Genomic DNA, 14,466 nt, shown 5'->3' with positions numbered 1-14,466 from the left:
CGCGCCCGCCTACTTGCCGGCGGCCTGCTTCGCGTCCTCCTCCGCCTTCTGCTTCTTCGCCTCGTCCACGATCGCGTGCGGGTCCGGCATCTTCGGCTCGACGCCCGTCAGCAGGCCGGTGCCGGTGAAGGCGACGGTGCCGATCAGACCACCGGGCTGGCCGATGTCGGCGACCTGGTCGAGGGCCATGGCCTCGGTGTCCGCGGCGTGGGCGGGCGCCGCCCCGAGGGCGGTGGCGAGGGCCGCGCCGGAGAGCGCCAGGCCGGCCAGGAATCGGTTGGGCTTGATCATGCCCTGCCCAACGAGCGAACCCCCCGCAGGTCACTGCCCCGCCCGGCCCGTCCGGCCGGTCCGTCCGCCCGGTCCGTCCGGCTGATCCGTCCGGCCCTCGGAGTCCGTGCGGTCAGACGATGTTCAGGGTGTGGACCGCGCCCAGGCTGCTGACGCTGCCGGCGCCCAGGGTGCAGGCGGTGATCTGGGTGGAGGGGGAGGTCATGGTCTCCACGACGGCGTGGCCCGCGAGCAGGCCGCTGGTGACGGTGCCGGTGAAGGTGTTGGTGAACACCGCCCCGGCGAGGTTGGAGACGCGCTGGGTGGTGACGGTGCTCTGCTGCCCGTTGCTCCAGTGGATCGTCCAGGACACCTGGGCGGTCGCGAGCAGTTGCAGGCAGGAGCGCTGGGTGACGTTGCTGTCGTCGTGGGTGCCGCCGGTGACGGCCGCGGCGGCGCCGGTGCCCATGCACGGCCCGTACACCTGGTGGATGGTGCGGGTGGTGGTGGTCGGGCTCAGGGTGATCGGGGGGTCGTAGGTGGTGGTGGAGGTCGAGGCGCAGGTCAGGGTGGAGAGCGGAGCCGCGTGCGCGGGGCCGATCTGTCCGGCCGGCAGCAGGACCGCGGTGCCGGCCAGCGCGGTGAGCGTTCGCCTCAGGTGCGTGCGCATGGTGGAGCGCTCCTTCCCGGTGCGGGGCGGAGGCGCCCCGTTGGCGTTCCCGTCCCTCTCCGGGCATCATTCCCGCCGGTCACCGGTCGGGACAGCCGCCCGGCTGCCGGTGAGGCGGGTGACGCCCCCTGGGAGCGGAGGGGCGAAGCAGGCGCACACCGGGAGCGCGTGCCGAACCGTCCACGCCCCTCCCCGTCCGCCCGCCCGCGCGAAGGGCCGTCGAGGTCCGCGGCGGGCGGACGCGCGTGGGGCCCACCCGACGGCCGGGTGGGCCCCACGCACGTGTCGCGGACGGCCGCGGTCAGTCCTTGAACGCGTCCTTGACGTGCTCGCCGGCCTGCTTGAGGTCGCCCTTGGCCTGGTCGGCCTTGCCCTCGGCCTCCAGGCGCTCGTTGCCGACGGCCTTGCCGGTGGTCTCCTTGACGGCGCCCTTGGCCTTATCCGCCATGTTCCCGATCTTGTCGCCCGTGCTCATCGCGTCCTCCTCGTTGCTGCTCGCCTACCCCGGTGCCCCCACCGTGGTGTCGGACCCAGCGCATGCCCGCCCGGACGGTTCTGATTCATGTGAATATTCGGCCGACTCAGGGGCATCCGGCGCTCCGACAACGACTGCGTGGAGGTCACCATGGTTCCCCTTCTTCTCGTCCTGCTGCTGGCGCTGATCCTGTTCGGCGCCGGGTTCGCGCTCAAGGCCCTGTGGTGGGTGGCGATCATCGTGCTGGTGGTCTGGGTGGTGGGCTTCGTCGCCCGCGGCACCAACGCCGGCGGCAGCCGCGGCCGCTGGTATCGCTGGTAACCGGCGGTACGACGGCACCGGACGACCAGGCACGGAAGCGGGCCCGCCCATCGGCGCGGGCCCGCTTCCGTGCGCCCACCCGCCCCTCCGGGACCGGCCACCGGACCGCGACCCCGCGTCGGCCGGCCGAACGGGGCCCGCAGGCATGCGACGGCGATTCACGGGTTAGGCGCCTTCGTGGCGGGGCGGGGCCGTCTCCGCGTCCTGAACCAGCGCGACCTCCGGGCCCCGCCCCGCCACTCCCGCACCGCCGACTCCGCACAGACGACCACCACCGCCCAGTTCCACCGCCGGGCCGGACCCCTGAGTGCCTCGCCGATGCGGCACGCTGGAGATTCGGCCCGCTCGGAAGGGGATGCACGGGCGTCGACGGACCGCTGATCGTGCAAGCGATCAAGCCTGACCCGCATATGAGCGGCTGATCTGCTGGCAGTGCGGCCGTCTCGCCCCACCGTCCGTCAGGCCGACGAAACGGGCGTGCCGCGTCCCCAGAGTTCTTCGGCGTGGTCGGTGAAGCGGGACCACATGCCGTCCTTCTCCTGCGCGCGCAGGTGCATCAGCGGGGAGTCGTGGCCCACCTGGCGGGCGAGGTGGGGCGTGACCAGGGCGTCACGGTCGAACCGGAACACGGACAGGCTGACGTGGTTCGTGGCGTCCTGCGGGGCCGAGAAGCGGGCTTCCAGGCCCTCCAGGGGTCCGAGGCGGGCCAGGTGCTCCAGGGTGATCCTGATACGCGTGGAGACCGTCAGGGCCACATCCTCGATCGCTTCCCGCTGGCGGGTGACTTCGCCGTCCGGGTCGCCCAGCAGGAACCGGACGCGGCAGCCGGCCTCCACCTTCCGCCGCAGGCCCTCGACCAGGTTGGGCTGTTCCAGCCACAGGAAGTAATTGGTGTAACCGGCGAAGTAGAGGTCCGTCCGGGCGTCCTTGATCAGGTCCCCCCACACGGCGGAGGGGCAGGAGGATCGGTAGGGGTAGCTCCGGACGATCTCCCGGTCCGGGCCGGACTTGAGCACATCCCGGACTGCTTTCGGCCACAGCATCGTTGAGTCGACTCCCAGCGCCTCGGCGGCGTCCTCGCGGTTGCGGGCGTGAGGAATCAGCCGACCGTCGGACAGCCACCGTTCAACGGTCTTGCCTGACACTCCCACCCGGCCCGCCACCTGGCGTGGTGAGGGGCCGGCAGCGGACACAGCCGATCGTAAGGCAGTGTTCAAGGCTTCCCCCGTGGACGTCCGGGCCTTTCCAGAACCTAGCGGCACGACAGCCCAACTGTCCTTGGAGCGCAGCGAATTCGTCCGAGGGGGTCAGCCATCGTAAGGCCGTGATCCGACCGGACGGAGGAGCGGCCCATGCCCGCCACGCCCTTTCAGCGCTACAGAGTCTTACCGGTGACGGGGGAACCTGATGCGTTGGTGACGGATCTCTGGGGTCTGACCGACAGCACCGTCGCCGATCGCCGCGTGGCCGGCCCGGACGGCGAACCGATGACGTTCCGGTTCTTCGGCGAGGCGGTGAGGTGGGCTGATGAGCACGCCTGAGCAGTGGGCACCCCGGGAGGGCGGAACCGCCTACGACCGGCGCTCCGGCGAACCGGTCCGGGTGATGGCGGTGCACGCCTGCGGCGTGTTCGTCCGGTATCTGCGGGACGGGCGCGAGGGCATCACCGGGCTGGGCGAGCTCGCCCCGCCGGAAGACCGGACGGAGGAACCGTGACGGAGGCATCCCGGCGGGCCTGGGAGGCAGCCTCCCGGCTGGCGGCGCTGACGGACGCGGAAGTGCAGGTGTCGGAAGTCGCCGAAGGAATCCGTATCAGACTCCCGGTGAACTCCGACGACAGCGACCTGGACCACCTGGAAGTACTTGCCGTCCTGGGCGCGTCCGACCGCTACGGGCACCGAAGGTTCGCCGACGGCAGCGGGCACCTGTGGGCCGTCTACCGCCAGCACCGGCCCTGACCGGACACTCGAAGAACGGAGGGGACGCGTCCGCCGGTGTACCGAGCCTCTCGCCGCAGGTGCCCGTGGGCGCTGGAGACCCGCATGCCGATGGTGTCGGACTCCAGCTCGGTGAAGATCGCGATCACCTTCGCCGTGGCGCGGCCCGTGGAGGTGGTCAGGTCCAGCGGTTCGGTCGCCGACGCCAGCGCGACGTCGGCCGCCCCGGTGATCCGCATGATCTCGGCGAGGTCCACCGTGGAGCGGGCCAGGCGGTCGATCTTGAAGAATACGACGACGTCCAGTTCGGTTAGCCTCGACAGCACCCGCCGGAGTCCGGGCCGTTCGAGCCCGCGCGAGAAGCCCGAGACGTCGATGTCCTCTTCGACGGCGACGACGGTCCGGCCCCGGGCCCGGCAGAGCGCTTCGCAGCCGGCGCGCTACCGCTCGGGAGACGTCGTTTCCTCTGCCTCGCGCGATAGGCGAACATGGATGGCTGCGCGCAATCCGGGAGTGCCCGCCGGAACGCCCTTCGGGCGACGGGCACGAGGCATGGCTCGGGCAGCGGCAGATGTGGCGTCGGTCACTCGGCGATCCTAACCGTGGAGGTATGCGTGTCCTGCTTGATCGTGCAGAGTGACAAGACGCTGCTGTTGGAGGTCGACCACCCGCAGGCGGCGGAGTGCCGGCGGGTGATCGCGCCGTTCGCCGAGTTGGAGCGGGCGCCGGAGCACGTGCACACGTACCGGGTGACGCCGCTGGGGCTGTGGAACGCGCGGGCGGCGGGGCACGACGCGGAGCAGGTGGTGGACGCGCTGGTGAAGTACTCGCGCTACCCGGTGCCGCACGCCCTGCTGGTGGACGTCGCGGACACCATGGCGCGCTACGGGCGGCTCCAGTTGCAGAAGCACCCGGTGCACGGGCTGGTGCTGACCACCACCGACCGGCCGGTGCTGGAGGAGGTGCTGCGCTCGAAGAAGATCGTGCCGCTGGTGGGGGCCCGGGTCGATCCGGACACCGTGCTGGTGCACCCCTCGGAGCGCGGGCAGGTCAAGCAGGTGCTGCTGAAGCTGGGCTGGCCGGCCGAGGACCACGCCGGGTACGTGGACGGCGAGGCGCACCCGATCGAGCTGCGGGAGGACGGCTGGCAGCTGCGCCCGTACCAGCGGCACGCGGTGGACGGGTTCTGGCACGGCGGCTCCGGCGTGGTCGTGCTGCCGTGCGGCGCGGGCAAGACGCTGGTGGGCGCGGCGGCGATGGCGGAGGCCAAGTCGACCACGCTGATCCTGGTGACCAACACCGTCTCGGCCCGGCAGTGGAAGCACGAGCTGGTGAAGCGGACCTCGCTGACCGAGGACGAGATCGGCGAGTACAGCGGCACCCGCAAGGAGATCCGCCCGGTCACCATCGCCACCTACCAGGTGATGACGACCAAGCGGAAGGGCGTGTACGCGCACCTGGAGCTGTTCGACGCCCGCAACTGGGGCCTGGTGGTGTACGACGAGGTGCACCTGCTGCCCGCGCCGGTGTTCAAGTTCACCGCCGACCTGCAGGCCCGCCGCCGGCTCGGCCTGACGGCGACGCTGGTGCGCGAGGACGGCCGGGAGGGCGACGTGTTCTCGCTGATCGGCCCGAAGCGGTTCGACGCCCCGTGGAAGGAGATCGAGGCGCAGGGCTACATCGCGCCCGCCGACTGCTGCGAGGTGCGGGTGACGCTGACCGACTCCGAGCGCCTGGCGTACGCGACGGCCGAGCCGGAGGAGAAGTACCGGTTCTGCTCGACCACGGCGACCAAGCGCCGGGTGGTGGAGCGGCTGGTGAAGAAGCACGAGGGCGACCAGACCCTGGTGATCGGCCAGTACATCGACCAGCTGGACGAGCTGGGCGAGGCGCTGGACGCCCCGGTGATCAAGGGCGAGACCTCGAACGCCCAGCGGGAGAAGCTGTTCGAGGCGTTCCGGTCGAAGGAGATCGGCGTGCTGGTGGTCTCGAAGGTCGCGAACTTCTCGATCGACCTGCCGGAGGCCACCGTCGCGATCCAGGTGTCCGGGACGTTCGGCTCCCGACAGGAGGAGGCCCAGCGGCTGGGCCGGGTGCTGCGTCCGAAGGCGGACGGGCACGCGGCGCACTTCTACTCGGTGGTCGCCCGGGACACCGTCGACCAGGACTTCGCGGCGCACCGCCAGCGCTTCCTGGCCGAGCAGGGCTACGCGTACCGGATCGTCGACGCGGACGACCTGTAGCCGCCGGCCCGCGGCCGGCCGGCTCGTCGGGCCACGGCTCGTCGGGCCACGGCTCGTCGGGCCACGGCTCGTCGGCCCGCGGTCAGAGCCTGACGCCGTCGCGCCCGAGGAAGAGCACGCGCGCGGCGGTGTCGAGCACGATGCCGACGTTGCGGACGGCGTTGGCCACCGGGTGGCGGCGGCGCTCCGCGGCGGGGTGGGCGCCGTGGACGCCGTTGAGCTGGGGGTTCACTCGTTCGGTCCTCATGTCTCCACGGTAGGTTCACGAACGGGGCGGGCGCATCGGCCCAAAGGCCCGGGCCCGCGGCGGCACGTCTCGTTCCCGGGGTGTACGTCCCCCTACCCCGGTACCGGGGGACTCCCCCAGGGGACGGGCCCGGAAAAGGATTCGCACCCGGTGGGTGCCGGGTCTAGGATCGTCCGTCTGCCCCTCCCGAACCGTGGTGCCAGCGTCTCCGGCAGCCGTGGGAGTGCCGGCCGCTCGGGAACCGGCCGGTGTCCTTTCACCGTGAGCCCAGACGAGTCCGCCGCCCCCTTCCGCCGGGCGGCCGGGAAGGTCCGCCGTGCACTCCCCCACTCCCACCCCCGCCGACGCGCTCGCCGCCGACACCGATCCGCTCGGCCGCGAACGCTCCCACCTGGCCGCCTCCCGGGCCGCGCTGAAGGCGATGCGCGAGGACGTCGAAGCGCTCGACCTGCGCGACGTGGCGGGCACCTGGGTCTCCGCCCAGGTGCTGCAGCGGCAGGTCGACGAGCGGATCAAGGCGCTGGCCGACCTCGCGCACACCCCGCTGTTCTTCGGCCGCCTCGACTACCTGCACGCGATCAGCGCGTCCGAGTCCGAGGGCGGCGGCGGCGAGCGCTTCTACATCGGCCGCCGGCACGTGCACGACGCCGACGGCGACCCGATGGTGATCGACTGGCGCGCCCCGGTCTCCCAGCCGTTCTACCGGGCCAGCCGCACCGAGCCGATGGACGTCGCCAAGCGCCGCCGGTTCGGCTACACCGGCGGCGAGCTGACCGCCTACGAGGACGAGAACCTCTCCGACCCGGACGAGGCCGACACCCTCCCCCAGCCTTCGGCCGGGGGGACCCCCTCCTCGCTGCGCTCCGCGCTGCTCGCCGCCGAGATCGAGAAGCCCCGCGTCGGTCCGATGCGCGACATCGTCGCCACCATCCAGCCCGAGCAGGACGAGATCGTCCGCGCCGACGTCACCGGCACCATCTGCGTCCAGGGCGCCCCCGGCACCGGGAAGACCGCCGTCGGCCTGCACCGCGTCGCCTATCTGCTGTACGCGCACCGCGAGCGCCTGGCCCGCACCGGCACCCTGGTGGTCGGCCCGAACCGCTCCTTCCTCCGGTACATCGAGCAGGTGCTGCCCGCCCTCGGCGAGTTGGACGTCGCCCAGGCCACCGTGCAGGAGCTGGTCGGCCACGTCGAGGTCCGCGGCACCGACAGCGCCGGCACCGCCCGGATCAAGGGCGACGCCCGGATGGCCCGCGTCCTGCGCACCGCGGTGCGGGCCGGCATCACGCTGCCCACCGAGCCCTGCGTGGTCGTCCGCGGCTCCCGCCGCTGGCGGGTGCCCGCGCACGAACTGGAGGAGATCGTCCGGGAGTTGATGGCCCGGGAGATCCGCTACGGGGCCGCCCTGGAGGCGCTGCCGCAGCGGATCGCGCACGCCGTGCTGGTGAAGATGGAGCAGGGCGGCGAGGCCCCGGACGACCGGGTGCAGGACGCCGTCGCCCGCAACGCGGCGGTCAAGGCCACCGTCAAGGCGTGCTGGCCCGCCGTCGACCCGGTCAAGCTGGTGCACCGGCTGCTCGGCGACGCCGACTTCCTGGCCGCCGCGGCGGACGGCGTGCTGGACGCCGACGAGCAGGCCGCCCTGCTCTGGGCCAAACCCCCGCGCTCCGCCCGCACCGCGCCCTGGTCCGCCGCCGACGCCGTGCTGATCGACGAGGCCGCCGACCTGGTGCACCGCACCCCCTCGCTCGGCCACGTGGTCGTCGACGAGGCCCAGGACCTCTCCCCCATGCAGTACCGGGCGGTCGGCCGGCGCTGCACCACCGGCTCGGCGACCGTCCTCGGCGACCTCGCCCAGGGCACCACCCCGTGGGCCACCGGCAGCTGGCCGGAGGCACTGCACCACCTCGGCAAGGACGGCGCGCACGTCGAGGAGCTGACCCAGGGCTTCCGCGTCCCCGGCGAGGTGATCGCCTACGCCTCCCGGCTGCTCCCCGCGATCGCCCCCGGCCTGGCCCCCGCCACCTCGGTCCGCGACCTGCCCGGCTCGCTCGCCCTCCGGCACGTCCCGGACGTCCCGGACGGGCCGGACGGGCTGGACGGGCCGGACGGGCCGGACGGGCCGGACGGGCTGGACGGGCCGGACGGGCTGGACGCGGCCGTCCTGGCCGCCTGCCGCGCGGCGCTCGGCCACGAGGGCTCGGTCGGCCTGATCGCCGCGGACGCCCGCGTCCCGGCGCTCGCCGCGGCGCTCACCGCCGCGGGGCTGCCCTTCCTCGACCCCGGCACCGAGACCACCGCCGAGGCCCGCCTCACCCTCGTCCCGGCCTCGCTCGCCAAGGGCCTCGAGTACGACCACGTGGTCCTCGACGAACCCGCCGCGATCGTCGCGGGCGAGCCCGACCACCGCACCGGCCTGCGCCGCCTCTACGTCTCGCTGACCCGCGCGGTCTCCGGCCTGACGGTGCTGCACGCGCAGCCGCTGCCGGCCGAACTGGCCTAGCGGTCAAGGGGGCGCGGGGAGAACCGCCGCACCCGCCGCAGCGCGGTCAGGGGCGCGGTTCCCCGCGCCCCTACCGGCTCAGGTGCCGATGAGCTCGCGCCACTGCGCGACCTTCGCCGGGTCGACCGCACCCGCCCAGCCGCCCTCGCGGGCCGCGCCGCCGATGTGGAAGGCGTCGAAGCCCGCGGCGCGCAGCTCGGGGACGTGCTCGGCGCGCAGGCCGCCGCCGACCAGAATCCGCTGGCGGTAGCCGGGCTCGCCGGACTTGGCGAGTTCGCCGAGCAGGACCTCGCGGCCGGCGTCGACGCCGCCGGCCGCGCCGGAGGTGAGGAAGGTGTCGAGGCCGGGGAGGTCGGCGACGGCGGCGCGGACCTCGGAGCGGTCGGCGCTGTGGTCGATCGCCCGGTGGAAGGTCCAGCGGCAGCCGTCGACGGCCTCGGCGACGGCCCGGGTCGCGGCGAGGTCGACCGCGCCGTCGGGAGTGAGGAAGCCGAGCACGAACTCCTCGGCGCCCTCGGCCCGCAGCGCGGCGGTGCGGGCGAGCAGGTCGTCGAGGTCGCCGGGGGTGAAGCCGTCGCGGATGCGGAGCATGACCCGCAGCGGGAGGTCGACGGCGGCGCGGATCGCGGCGAAGTCCCTGGTGGTGGGGGTGAGCCCGTCGGCGGCCATGTCGGTGACCAGTTCGAGGCGGTCGGCGCCGCCCGACTCGGCGGCCCGGGCGTCCTGGGGGGTCAGCGCGATGACTTCGAACATTGGTCTAGACATATCGGATAGCCTGCCACATCGGCAGGCGGCGGGCGAGCCCCCGCCGCCGTTCGGCCCCGCTTCTCCCGCCGATCGCGTTCCGGCCGCGCCCCGTTGGCGCACCGTTCGTCCCGCTAGGAGAGTTCCGCCCGCCCGCCGGGACCATCCAGACCGTCCAGACCGTCCAGGCCGTTCCGTCCCTCGCGGGCCGCCCGGCCGGCCGACAGCGCCTGCCCGGTGAGCAGCAGCCCGAGCGCGCCGGCCGCCGCCAGCGGCGCCAGCCGCCACATCCCGCCGACCTGCTCCCAGAGGCTGAACAGGCTGAACCAGGTGGTCAGCGGCAGCACGGCCAGGCCGATCGCCGCGGGCAGCAGCCGCTCGCGGGCGGCGCACAGGAGCAGCAGCAGCGGGGCGAGCAGGAGCAGCAGCGGCATCCACCCGTCCATCAGGTGCCAGGTGTCGTAGCCGCCCTGAGCCCTCGTCACCAGCAGTCCGGCGCCCGCCCCGGCCGCGACCAGCAGGCGGCTGGGCCGTTCCAGCAGGTCGGCGGGGGCGGCGAGGAGCAGCGCGCCCGCGGCGAGGTAGGGCAGCAGGGCGGTGGCGTCCAGCAGCAGCACCCAGGTGGTGGGGGCGGTGAACGCCGCGACCGCGAGCCGGACGGCGGCGAGCAGGGCGACGGTCGCGGCCAGCGTCCGGACCGCCCGCCAGGCGCCGAACGCCGCGGCGGCGGCCAGCAGCACGGGGACGACGGCCAGGCCCAACAGGGCGAGGTTGTCCGGCAGTTGGCGCCAGGGGGCGTCGAACCCGGCCCGGGCCGCGGCCGGCACCCGCCAGAAGCGCATGTCGCCGGGGAGCGCGAGGAGCCCGAACAGGGTACCGGCCAGCAGCGGGGCGGCGGCGGCCAGCAGCCGACCGCCGCGCGCGGTGGAGGTGAGGCCGGTGCGCAGCCGCAGGCCGTAGGCGGCGAGGTCGAACGCCTCGCGGGCGGTGGCCAGCCGCCCGGCCCCGGCGGTGGTGTCGGCGAACACCTCGGCGAGTTCGGCGCCCCGGTCGCGGCGGTAGCGGGCGGGGTACAGCGCGAGGACGGTGCGCAGGGCGACACCGGCGCGGTGCCCGCCGGGGACGACGGCGCTCACGCGGTGGCCCCCCGGGGTGCGGCGGCGCCGCCGAGGCGGCGCTGGGCCTCGGCGGCGACGGAGCGCAGGCGCTCGGCCTCGGCGGCGAGCAGGCCGCGCCCGCCGTCGGTGAGCGCGTACGTGCGGCGGGCCCGGCCGTCGACGATCTCCTCGGCGGCGACCGCGATCAGGCCCTGCTGGAGCAGCCGGTCGAGCGCGCCGTACAGGGTGCCGGTGCGCATCCGCACCCGCCCCCCGGAGATCGCGTCGATCTCCTGGATCAGCGCGTACCCGTGCCGGGGGGCGTCCGCGAGGGCGGTGAGCAGCAGCAGGGTGGGTTCCTGCATGGCGCGTTCTGTCATACGACTACATATATCGCCAACCGTACTATCCGCGCCACCCCGGCGGCCGTCTCCGCGACCGCCGGGCTATCCGCGCCGCCCCCGCCCGGCGCCCCGCCTCACCCCCGCCACCCGGTGAGGTCGTCCCGGCGCAGCGCGCCGAGCAGCCCGGCCAGCAGCGGCAGGCCCAGGGCGAGCAGCGCGACGGTCGTCCACGGCACGTCGGCCAGGCTCACCGCCGGGCCGCCCAGCACCCCGGCGGCCCGGGAGCGCAGCAGGGCGAACGCCGGGACGAAGCCGCTGACGGTGCCGAGCAGCGCGCCGAGCAGGGCGATCAGTCCGGCCTGCAGCCCGGCGACGGTGCGCCGGGTGCGCGGGCGGGCGCCGATCGCGGAGAGCAGCGCGCGCTCGCGGCGGGCGTCGGCGGCGGCCAGCGCGGTGGAGACCACGGCCGCGCCGAGCACCACCAGCGCGGCGAAGCCGGTGAGCGCGATCCGCACCGTGCTGTCCTGCGGCACGAAGCCGCGCTCCACCCCGAACTCCGCGTGCGGGGCGAGCCGGGCCACGGTGGCGGCGCCGCGCTGCTCGGCCCGCTCGCCGACCGGAACGGACGGCAGCCAGACCGCCCCGGCGGGCTCGACGGTCAGGCCCAGCCGGCGGATCGTGTCGGGGGCGACCAGCACCGGCGTGTAGCGCTGCGCGGCCGGGCGCTCGACCAGCACCGCGTCGAGCCGCACCTCGGTGACCTGCTGCCCGTTGCCCTGCATCCGCAGCACGGCCCGGCCGTCGTGCAGGTAGGACGGGTCGGTGACCACGGCCTTCCCGCCGAGCAGCGCGTCCTGCGCGCGCTGGTCGCGCAGCGCCAGCAGGTTGTGCAGCGCCGCGGTGTCGCCGACCACCAGCGGGCGGCCGATGTCGCCCGCGTCGTAGCGCGAGGGCCCGCCCGCGGCGTACACCAGGCCCTTGCAGCCCTCGCAGAACACGTACTGCGCCTGGTAGAGGTCGGCGCGCTCGCCGAGGTCCGGCAGGTCCTGCGGCAGGGCGGTGCGCAGTTGGGACATCGCCTGCTCGTCGCCGTGCAGGACGAGCCGGACGGAGCCGACCGGCTGCTCCAGCCGGTAGGCGGCCCGGTCCTGGACCTCCGCGCCGGTCGTGTGCACGCCGACCGCGACCGCCCCGGCGACGGCGGCGAGCACGGCGGCCACCGCGGGCGCGGTGCGGGAGCGGTGCCGGGCGGCGTCGCGCAGCGCCAGCCGGGGGCCGACCGGCAGCCGGCGGGAGAGCCGGCCGAGCAGCGCGAGCAGCAGCGGGGTGAACAGCAGCAGGCCGAGTTCGGCGAGCACCGCGCCGCCCAGCACGGACAGCGTGCGCACGCTCAGCCCGGCCAGCACCGGCGGTCCGGCGACCTGCCCGGCCACCGCCCCGTACAGCGCCAGCGCGGCGCCCAGCAGGACGGCGGCCAGGCCCAGCAGCGACGTCCAGCGGGAGGCCCGGCGCACCGGGTCGCGGTCGGTCAGCCCGGCCAGCACCTCGCGGCGGCCGGCCTGGAGCGCGGGCAGCAGGGCCGCCAGCACGGCGGTGAGGACGCCGACGGCGGCGATCGGCAGCAGTTCGGCCGGACGCAGCGCCAGCTGTCCGAACCGGCTGCCGCCCCACTCCTCCAGCCGGGGGCGCAGCACGGCCACCAGGAGCGCGCCGAGCACGCCGCCGGCCGCCGCGCCGACCGCGCCGAGCACCAGGCCGCCGCCGAGCACCACGGCCCGCACGTGACCGGGGCGGCCGCCGGCCGCGCCCAGCAGGGCGAGTTGGCGGCGGGCCCGGCGGGCGCCGACGGCGAACGCCGGTCCGGCCAGCAGGGCGACCTCCAGCAGCGCCATCGCGGCGGTGGTGGCGGCGGTCATCAGGGTGCGTTCGCGCTCGTCCCGGGCGCCGACGGCCTCCTGCCGCGCCAGCGCCTCGGCGGGCGGGTGGGCGGCGACCTGGCGGCTGGTCAGGGTGTAGCCGTACCGGTTGAGTTCGCGGACCTGCTCCCAGCCGAGCGCGGCCCCGGCGGGCAGGGTGACCAGCCAGGCGGCCTTGCGGGCGGCGGCCTGCTCGGCGGACGGGGTCTGCGGGGCGAGCCCGGCGGCCACCTGCGCCTCGTCCAGCTGCCGGTACAACTCGCCGGGGCGGGCGACCAGTTCGGAGGCGTTCAGGTCGCCGGGGTGCTCGACGGTGCCGGTCAGGGTGAACGGGGTGGACTCCAGGCCGCGGACGGTGACGGTGTCGCCGATCCGCAGGCCGGTGGTCTCCAGGAAGGCCCGGGTGGCGGCGGCCTCGTGCGGGGCGGCGGGGGCCCGGCCGGAGACCAGGTCGATCCGGCCCTGCCAGAGCCGTCCGGTCAGGTCGGCCTCGAAGGTGTCGACGGGGGCCAGGCCGTCCCGGCTCCGCACGGCGGCGACCGGGCCGGTGCGGGCCGGGGTCAGGGTGCTGCCGGGCGGCAGCAACTCGCCCAGCAGGGCGGTCGGTTCGGTGCTCGCGGCGCGCTGCTGCTCGGCGTCGGGCGCGGTGTCCGGGCGCTGCGGCAGGGTGCGGACCCCGTCGCCGGGGAAGACCGCCTGTTCGATCGTCCGGCCCGGGTCGTACGCGCCGACCAGGGCGTCGGCCCGGCCCATCAGCCGGTCGGAGCGCTCGGCGGCGGTCAGCTGCCCGCTGCGGTGTACCACGTCCACGCCGGTCGCGCCGAGCACCGGCAGCGCGATCATCGCGGCGACCAGGGCGCTGCGGCCCTTGGCCCGCCAGGCGTCGCGGCGGGCCATCCGCAGCACCGCGCGCAGGGCGCTCACCGGCGCACCGCCTCTTCGGCGACCCGGCCGTCGCGCAGGAAGACCACCCGGTCCGCCCAGGCGGCGTGGCCCGCGTCGTGGGTGACCATCATGACGGCCGCCCCGGCGTCGCAGCGGGTCCGCAGCACCTCCAGCACCGCCTCGCCGGTCGCCGAGTCCAGCGCGCCGGTCGGCTCGTCGGCCAGCACCAGCCGCCGGTCGCCGGAGAGCGCCCGGCCGATCGCGACCCGCTGCTGCTGGCCGCCGGACATGTCCTCCGGGAAGCGGTCGGCCAGTTCGGCGACGCCCAGTTCGGCGAGCACCTCCAGCGCCTCGGCGCGGGCGGTGCGGGCCGGGACGCCCTCCAACTCGCGCGGCAGCGCGATGTTCTCGGCCGCCGTCAGGGACGGGATCAGGTTGTACGACTGGAACACGTAGCCCACCGAGCGGCGGCGCACGTCGGCCAGCTTCGCCCGGCTCAGCCCCGCCAGCGGGGCGCCCTCCACCAGCACCCGCCCGCTGGACGGCCGGTCCAGGCCGCCGGCCAGCGCCAGCAGGGTGGACTTGCCCGAGCCGGACGGGCCCATCACGGCCAGGAACTCCCCGGCCCGCACCTCCAGGTCGATCGGGTGCAGCGCGTGCACCTCGGCCGCACCCCGGCCGTGCACCCGGCCGACCCCCTCCAGGCGCAGCACGGCCTGCGCGTTCGATCCGGTCATGGCTCCCCCTCGGAACAGCGGAACGTCTTGCATACCGAGTATGTATAGCGGCCGGACGGCGATGACTCAAGTCTGCG

17 protein-coding genes are annotated in these 14,466 nt (G+C 75.0%); 6 read left to right on the top strand and 11 right to left on the bottom strand.

The genetic code is table 11. The features are described from left to right. Nucleotides 1-9: 9 nt before the first annotated feature. From QMQ26_RS20340 to QMQ26_RS20330, 3 genes are all read right to left on the bottom strand, one after another. Complete coding sequence (locus QMQ26_RS20340) at nucleotides 10-291, bottom strand: hypothetical protein (protein WP_033250540.1); 282 nt, start codon at nucleotides 289-291, stop codon at nucleotides 10-12. 112 nt (nucleotides 292-403) lie between these two features. After that, on the bottom strand, nucleotides 404-940 hold the full coding sequence (locus tag QMQ26_RS20335) for a hypothetical protein (protein ID WP_282202236.1): 537 nt from the start codon (nucleotides 938-940) through the stop codon (nucleotides 404-406). A gap of 301 nt (nucleotides 941-1,241) precedes the next feature. Further along, nucleotides 1,242-1,415: a CsbD family protein gene (locus QMQ26_RS20330; RefSeq protein WP_100836795.1), complete on the bottom strand. Its 174-nt coding sequence runs from the start codon at nucleotides 1,413-1,415 to the stop codon at nucleotides 1,242-1,244. Nucleotides 1,416-1,565: 150 nt separating this feature from the next. Here QMQ26_RS20330 and QMQ26_RS20325 point away from each other — a divergent pair, with 150 nt between their 5' ends. Further along, entirely contained in the window at nucleotides 1,566-1,736 is a 171-nt protein-coding gene (locus QMQ26_RS20325) for a hydrophobic protein (RefSeq protein WP_100835002.1), read from the top strand. Nucleotides 1,737-2,194: 458 nt separating this feature from the next. Here QMQ26_RS20325 and QMQ26_RS20320 read toward each other — a convergent pair whose 3' ends face one another. Then, nucleotides 2,195-2,752, bottom strand: a complete 558-nt coding sequence (locus tag QMQ26_RS20320) for an XRE family transcriptional regulator (protein ID WP_318551991.1) — start codon at nucleotides 2,750-2,752, stop codon at nucleotides 2,195-2,197. A 336-nt stretch (nucleotides 2,753-3,088) separates the two neighbouring features. Here QMQ26_RS20320 and QMQ26_RS20315 point away from each other — a divergent pair, with 336 nt between their 5' ends. Genes QMQ26_RS20315 through QMQ26_RS20305 form a run of 3 tightly spaced genes read left to right on the top strand, consistent with a single transcriptional unit; the run spans nucleotide 3,089 to nucleotide 3,694 of the window. Further along, nucleotides 3,089-3,277 (top strand): hypothetical protein, encoded by a 189-nt coding sequence (locus QMQ26_RS20315; RefSeq protein WP_282202235.1) that lies wholly within the window; start codon nucleotides 3,089-3,091, stop codon nucleotides 3,275-3,277. Beyond that, nucleotides 3,264-3,452 (top strand): hypothetical protein, encoded by a 189-nt coding sequence (locus QMQ26_RS20310; protein WP_282202234.1) that lies wholly within the window; start codon nucleotides 3,264-3,266, stop codon nucleotides 3,450-3,452. The genes QMQ26_RS20315 and QMQ26_RS20310 overlap by 14 nt, the downstream gene beginning before the upstream one ends. Beyond that, nucleotides 3,449-3,694, top strand: coding sequence for a hypothetical protein (locus QMQ26_RS20305; RefSeq protein ID WP_282202233.1), 246 nt, complete (start codon nucleotides 3,449-3,451; stop codon nucleotides 3,692-3,694). The genes QMQ26_RS20310 and QMQ26_RS20305 overlap by 4 nt, the downstream gene beginning before the upstream one ends. Here the strand turns inward: QMQ26_RS20305 and QMQ26_RS20300 are convergent. Beyond that, on the bottom strand, nucleotides 3,673-4,050 hold the full coding sequence (locus QMQ26_RS20300) for a recombinase family protein (protein WP_404814191.1): 378 nt from the start codon (nucleotides 4,048-4,050) through the stop codon (nucleotides 3,673-3,675). The genes QMQ26_RS20305 and QMQ26_RS20300 overlap by 22 nt on opposite strands. Before the next feature lie 237 nt (nucleotides 4,051-4,287). Here QMQ26_RS20300 and QMQ26_RS20295 point away from each other — a divergent pair, with 237 nt between their 5' ends. Continuing rightward, nucleotides 4,288-5,916 carry a DNA repair helicase XPB gene (locus QMQ26_RS20295; protein WP_100836801.1) on the top strand — a complete coding sequence of 543 codons (1,629 nt, stop codon included), beginning with the start codon at nucleotides 4,288-4,290 and terminating at the stop codon, nucleotides 5,914-5,916. An 82-nt stretch (nucleotides 5,917-5,998) separates the two neighbouring features. Here QMQ26_RS20295 and QMQ26_RS20290 read toward each other — a convergent pair whose 3' ends face one another. After that, nucleotides 5,999-6,163 carry a hypothetical protein gene (locus QMQ26_RS20290; RefSeq protein WP_158585433.1) on the bottom strand — a complete coding sequence of 55 codons (165 nt, stop codon included), beginning with the start codon at nucleotides 6,161-6,163 and terminating at the stop codon, nucleotides 5,999-6,001. Between the two features lie 316 nt (nucleotides 6,164-6,479). On the opposite strand from QMQ26_RS20290, the gene QMQ26_RS20285 reads away from it, so the two are divergent. Further along, entirely contained in the window at nucleotides 6,480-8,666 is a 2,187-nt protein-coding gene (locus QMQ26_RS20285; protein ID WP_282202232.1) for a HelD family protein, read from the top strand. 78 nt (nucleotides 8,667-8,744) lie between these two features. On the opposite strand, the gene QMQ26_RS20280 is transcribed toward QMQ26_RS20285, so the two are convergent. From QMQ26_RS20280 to QMQ26_RS20260, 5 genes are all read right to left on the bottom strand, one after another. Beyond that, a complete protein-coding gene (locus QMQ26_RS20280) occupies nucleotides 8,745-9,431 on the bottom strand; it encodes a copper homeostasis protein CutC (protein WP_282202231.1) in 687 nt (228 codons plus the stop codon). Between the two features lie 113 nt (nucleotides 9,432-9,544). Then, a complete protein-coding gene (locus tag QMQ26_RS20275; protein WP_282202230.1) occupies nucleotides 9,545-10,546 on the bottom strand; it encodes a hypothetical protein in 1,002 nt (333 codons plus the stop codon). Next, nucleotides 10,543-10,872: a PadR family transcriptional regulator gene (locus QMQ26_RS20270; RefSeq protein WP_404813925.1), complete on the bottom strand. Its 330-nt coding sequence runs from the start codon at nucleotides 10,870-10,872 to the stop codon at nucleotides 10,543-10,545. Before QMQ26_RS20270 ends, QMQ26_RS20275 begins: the two co-directional genes overlap by 4 nt. Before the next feature lie 113 nt (nucleotides 10,873-10,985). Continuing rightward, nucleotides 10,986-13,691, bottom strand: coding sequence for an FtsX-like permease family protein (locus tag QMQ26_RS20265; RefSeq protein ID WP_282202229.1), 2,706 nt, complete (start codon nucleotides 13,689-13,691; stop codon nucleotides 10,986-10,988). Then, nucleotides 13,688-14,389: an ABC transporter ATP-binding protein gene (locus QMQ26_RS20260; protein ID WP_100836807.1), complete on the bottom strand. Its 702-nt coding sequence runs from the start codon at nucleotides 14,387-14,389 to the stop codon at nucleotides 13,688-13,690. The genes QMQ26_RS20265 and QMQ26_RS20260 overlap by 4 nt, the downstream gene beginning before the upstream one ends. Between the last annotated feature and the right edge of the window lie 77 nt (nucleotides 14,390-14,466).

Origin of the sequence: Kitasatospora fiedleri, from assembly GCF_948472415.1 — a bacterium.
Classification (GTDB): Bacteria; Actinomycetota; Actinomycetes; order Streptomycetales; family Streptomycetaceae; genus Kitasatospora; species Kitasatospora fiedleri.
Note: the sequence above shows the minus strand (reverse complement) of the source record. Positions and strands in the feature narration are given on the sequence as shown.

What these genes read in the sequence shown, in the direction of transcription:
- QMQ26_RS20340 (WP_033250540.1), bottom strand. Translation starts at nt 291, where the DNA reads ATGATCAAGCCCAACCGATTCCTGGCCGGCCTGGCGCTCTCCGGCGCG.
- QMQ26_RS20335 (WP_282202236.1), bottom strand. Translation starts at nt 940, where the DNA reads ATGCGCACGCACCTGAGGCGAACGCTCACCGCGCTGGCCGGCACCGCG.
- QMQ26_RS20330 (WP_100836795.1), bottom strand. Translation starts at nt 1,415, where the DNA reads ATGAGCACGGGCGACAAGATCGGGAACATGGCGGATAAGGCCAAGGGC.
- QMQ26_RS20325 (WP_100835002.1), top strand. Translation starts at nt 1,566, where the DNA reads ATGGTTCCCCTTCTTCTCGTCCTGCTGCTGGCGCTGATCCTGTTCGGC.
- QMQ26_RS20315 (WP_282202235.1), top strand. Translation starts at nt 3,089, where the DNA reads ATGCCCGCCACGCCCTTTCAGCGCTACAGAGTCTTACCGGTGACGGGG.
- QMQ26_RS20310 (WP_282202234.1), top strand. Translation starts at nt 3,264, where the DNA reads ATGAGCACGCCTGAGCAGTGGGCACCCCGGGAGGGCGGAACCGCCTAC.
- QMQ26_RS20290 (WP_158585433.1), bottom strand. Translation starts at nt 6,163, where the DNA reads ATGAGGACCGAACGAGTGAACCCCCAGCTCAACGGCGTCCACGGCGCC.
- QMQ26_RS20280 (WP_282202231.1), bottom strand. Translation starts at nt 9,431, where the DNA reads ATGTCTAGACCAATGTTCGAAGTCATCGCGCTGACCCCCCAGGACGCC.
- QMQ26_RS20270 (WP_404813925.1), bottom strand. Translation starts at nt 10,872, where the DNA reads ATGCAGGAACCCACCCTGCTGCTGCTCACCGCCCTCGCGGACGCCCCC.
- QMQ26_RS20260 (WP_100836807.1), bottom strand. Translation starts at nt 14,389, where the DNA reads ATGACCGGATCGAACGCGCAGGCCGTGCTGCGCCTGGAGGGGGTCGGC.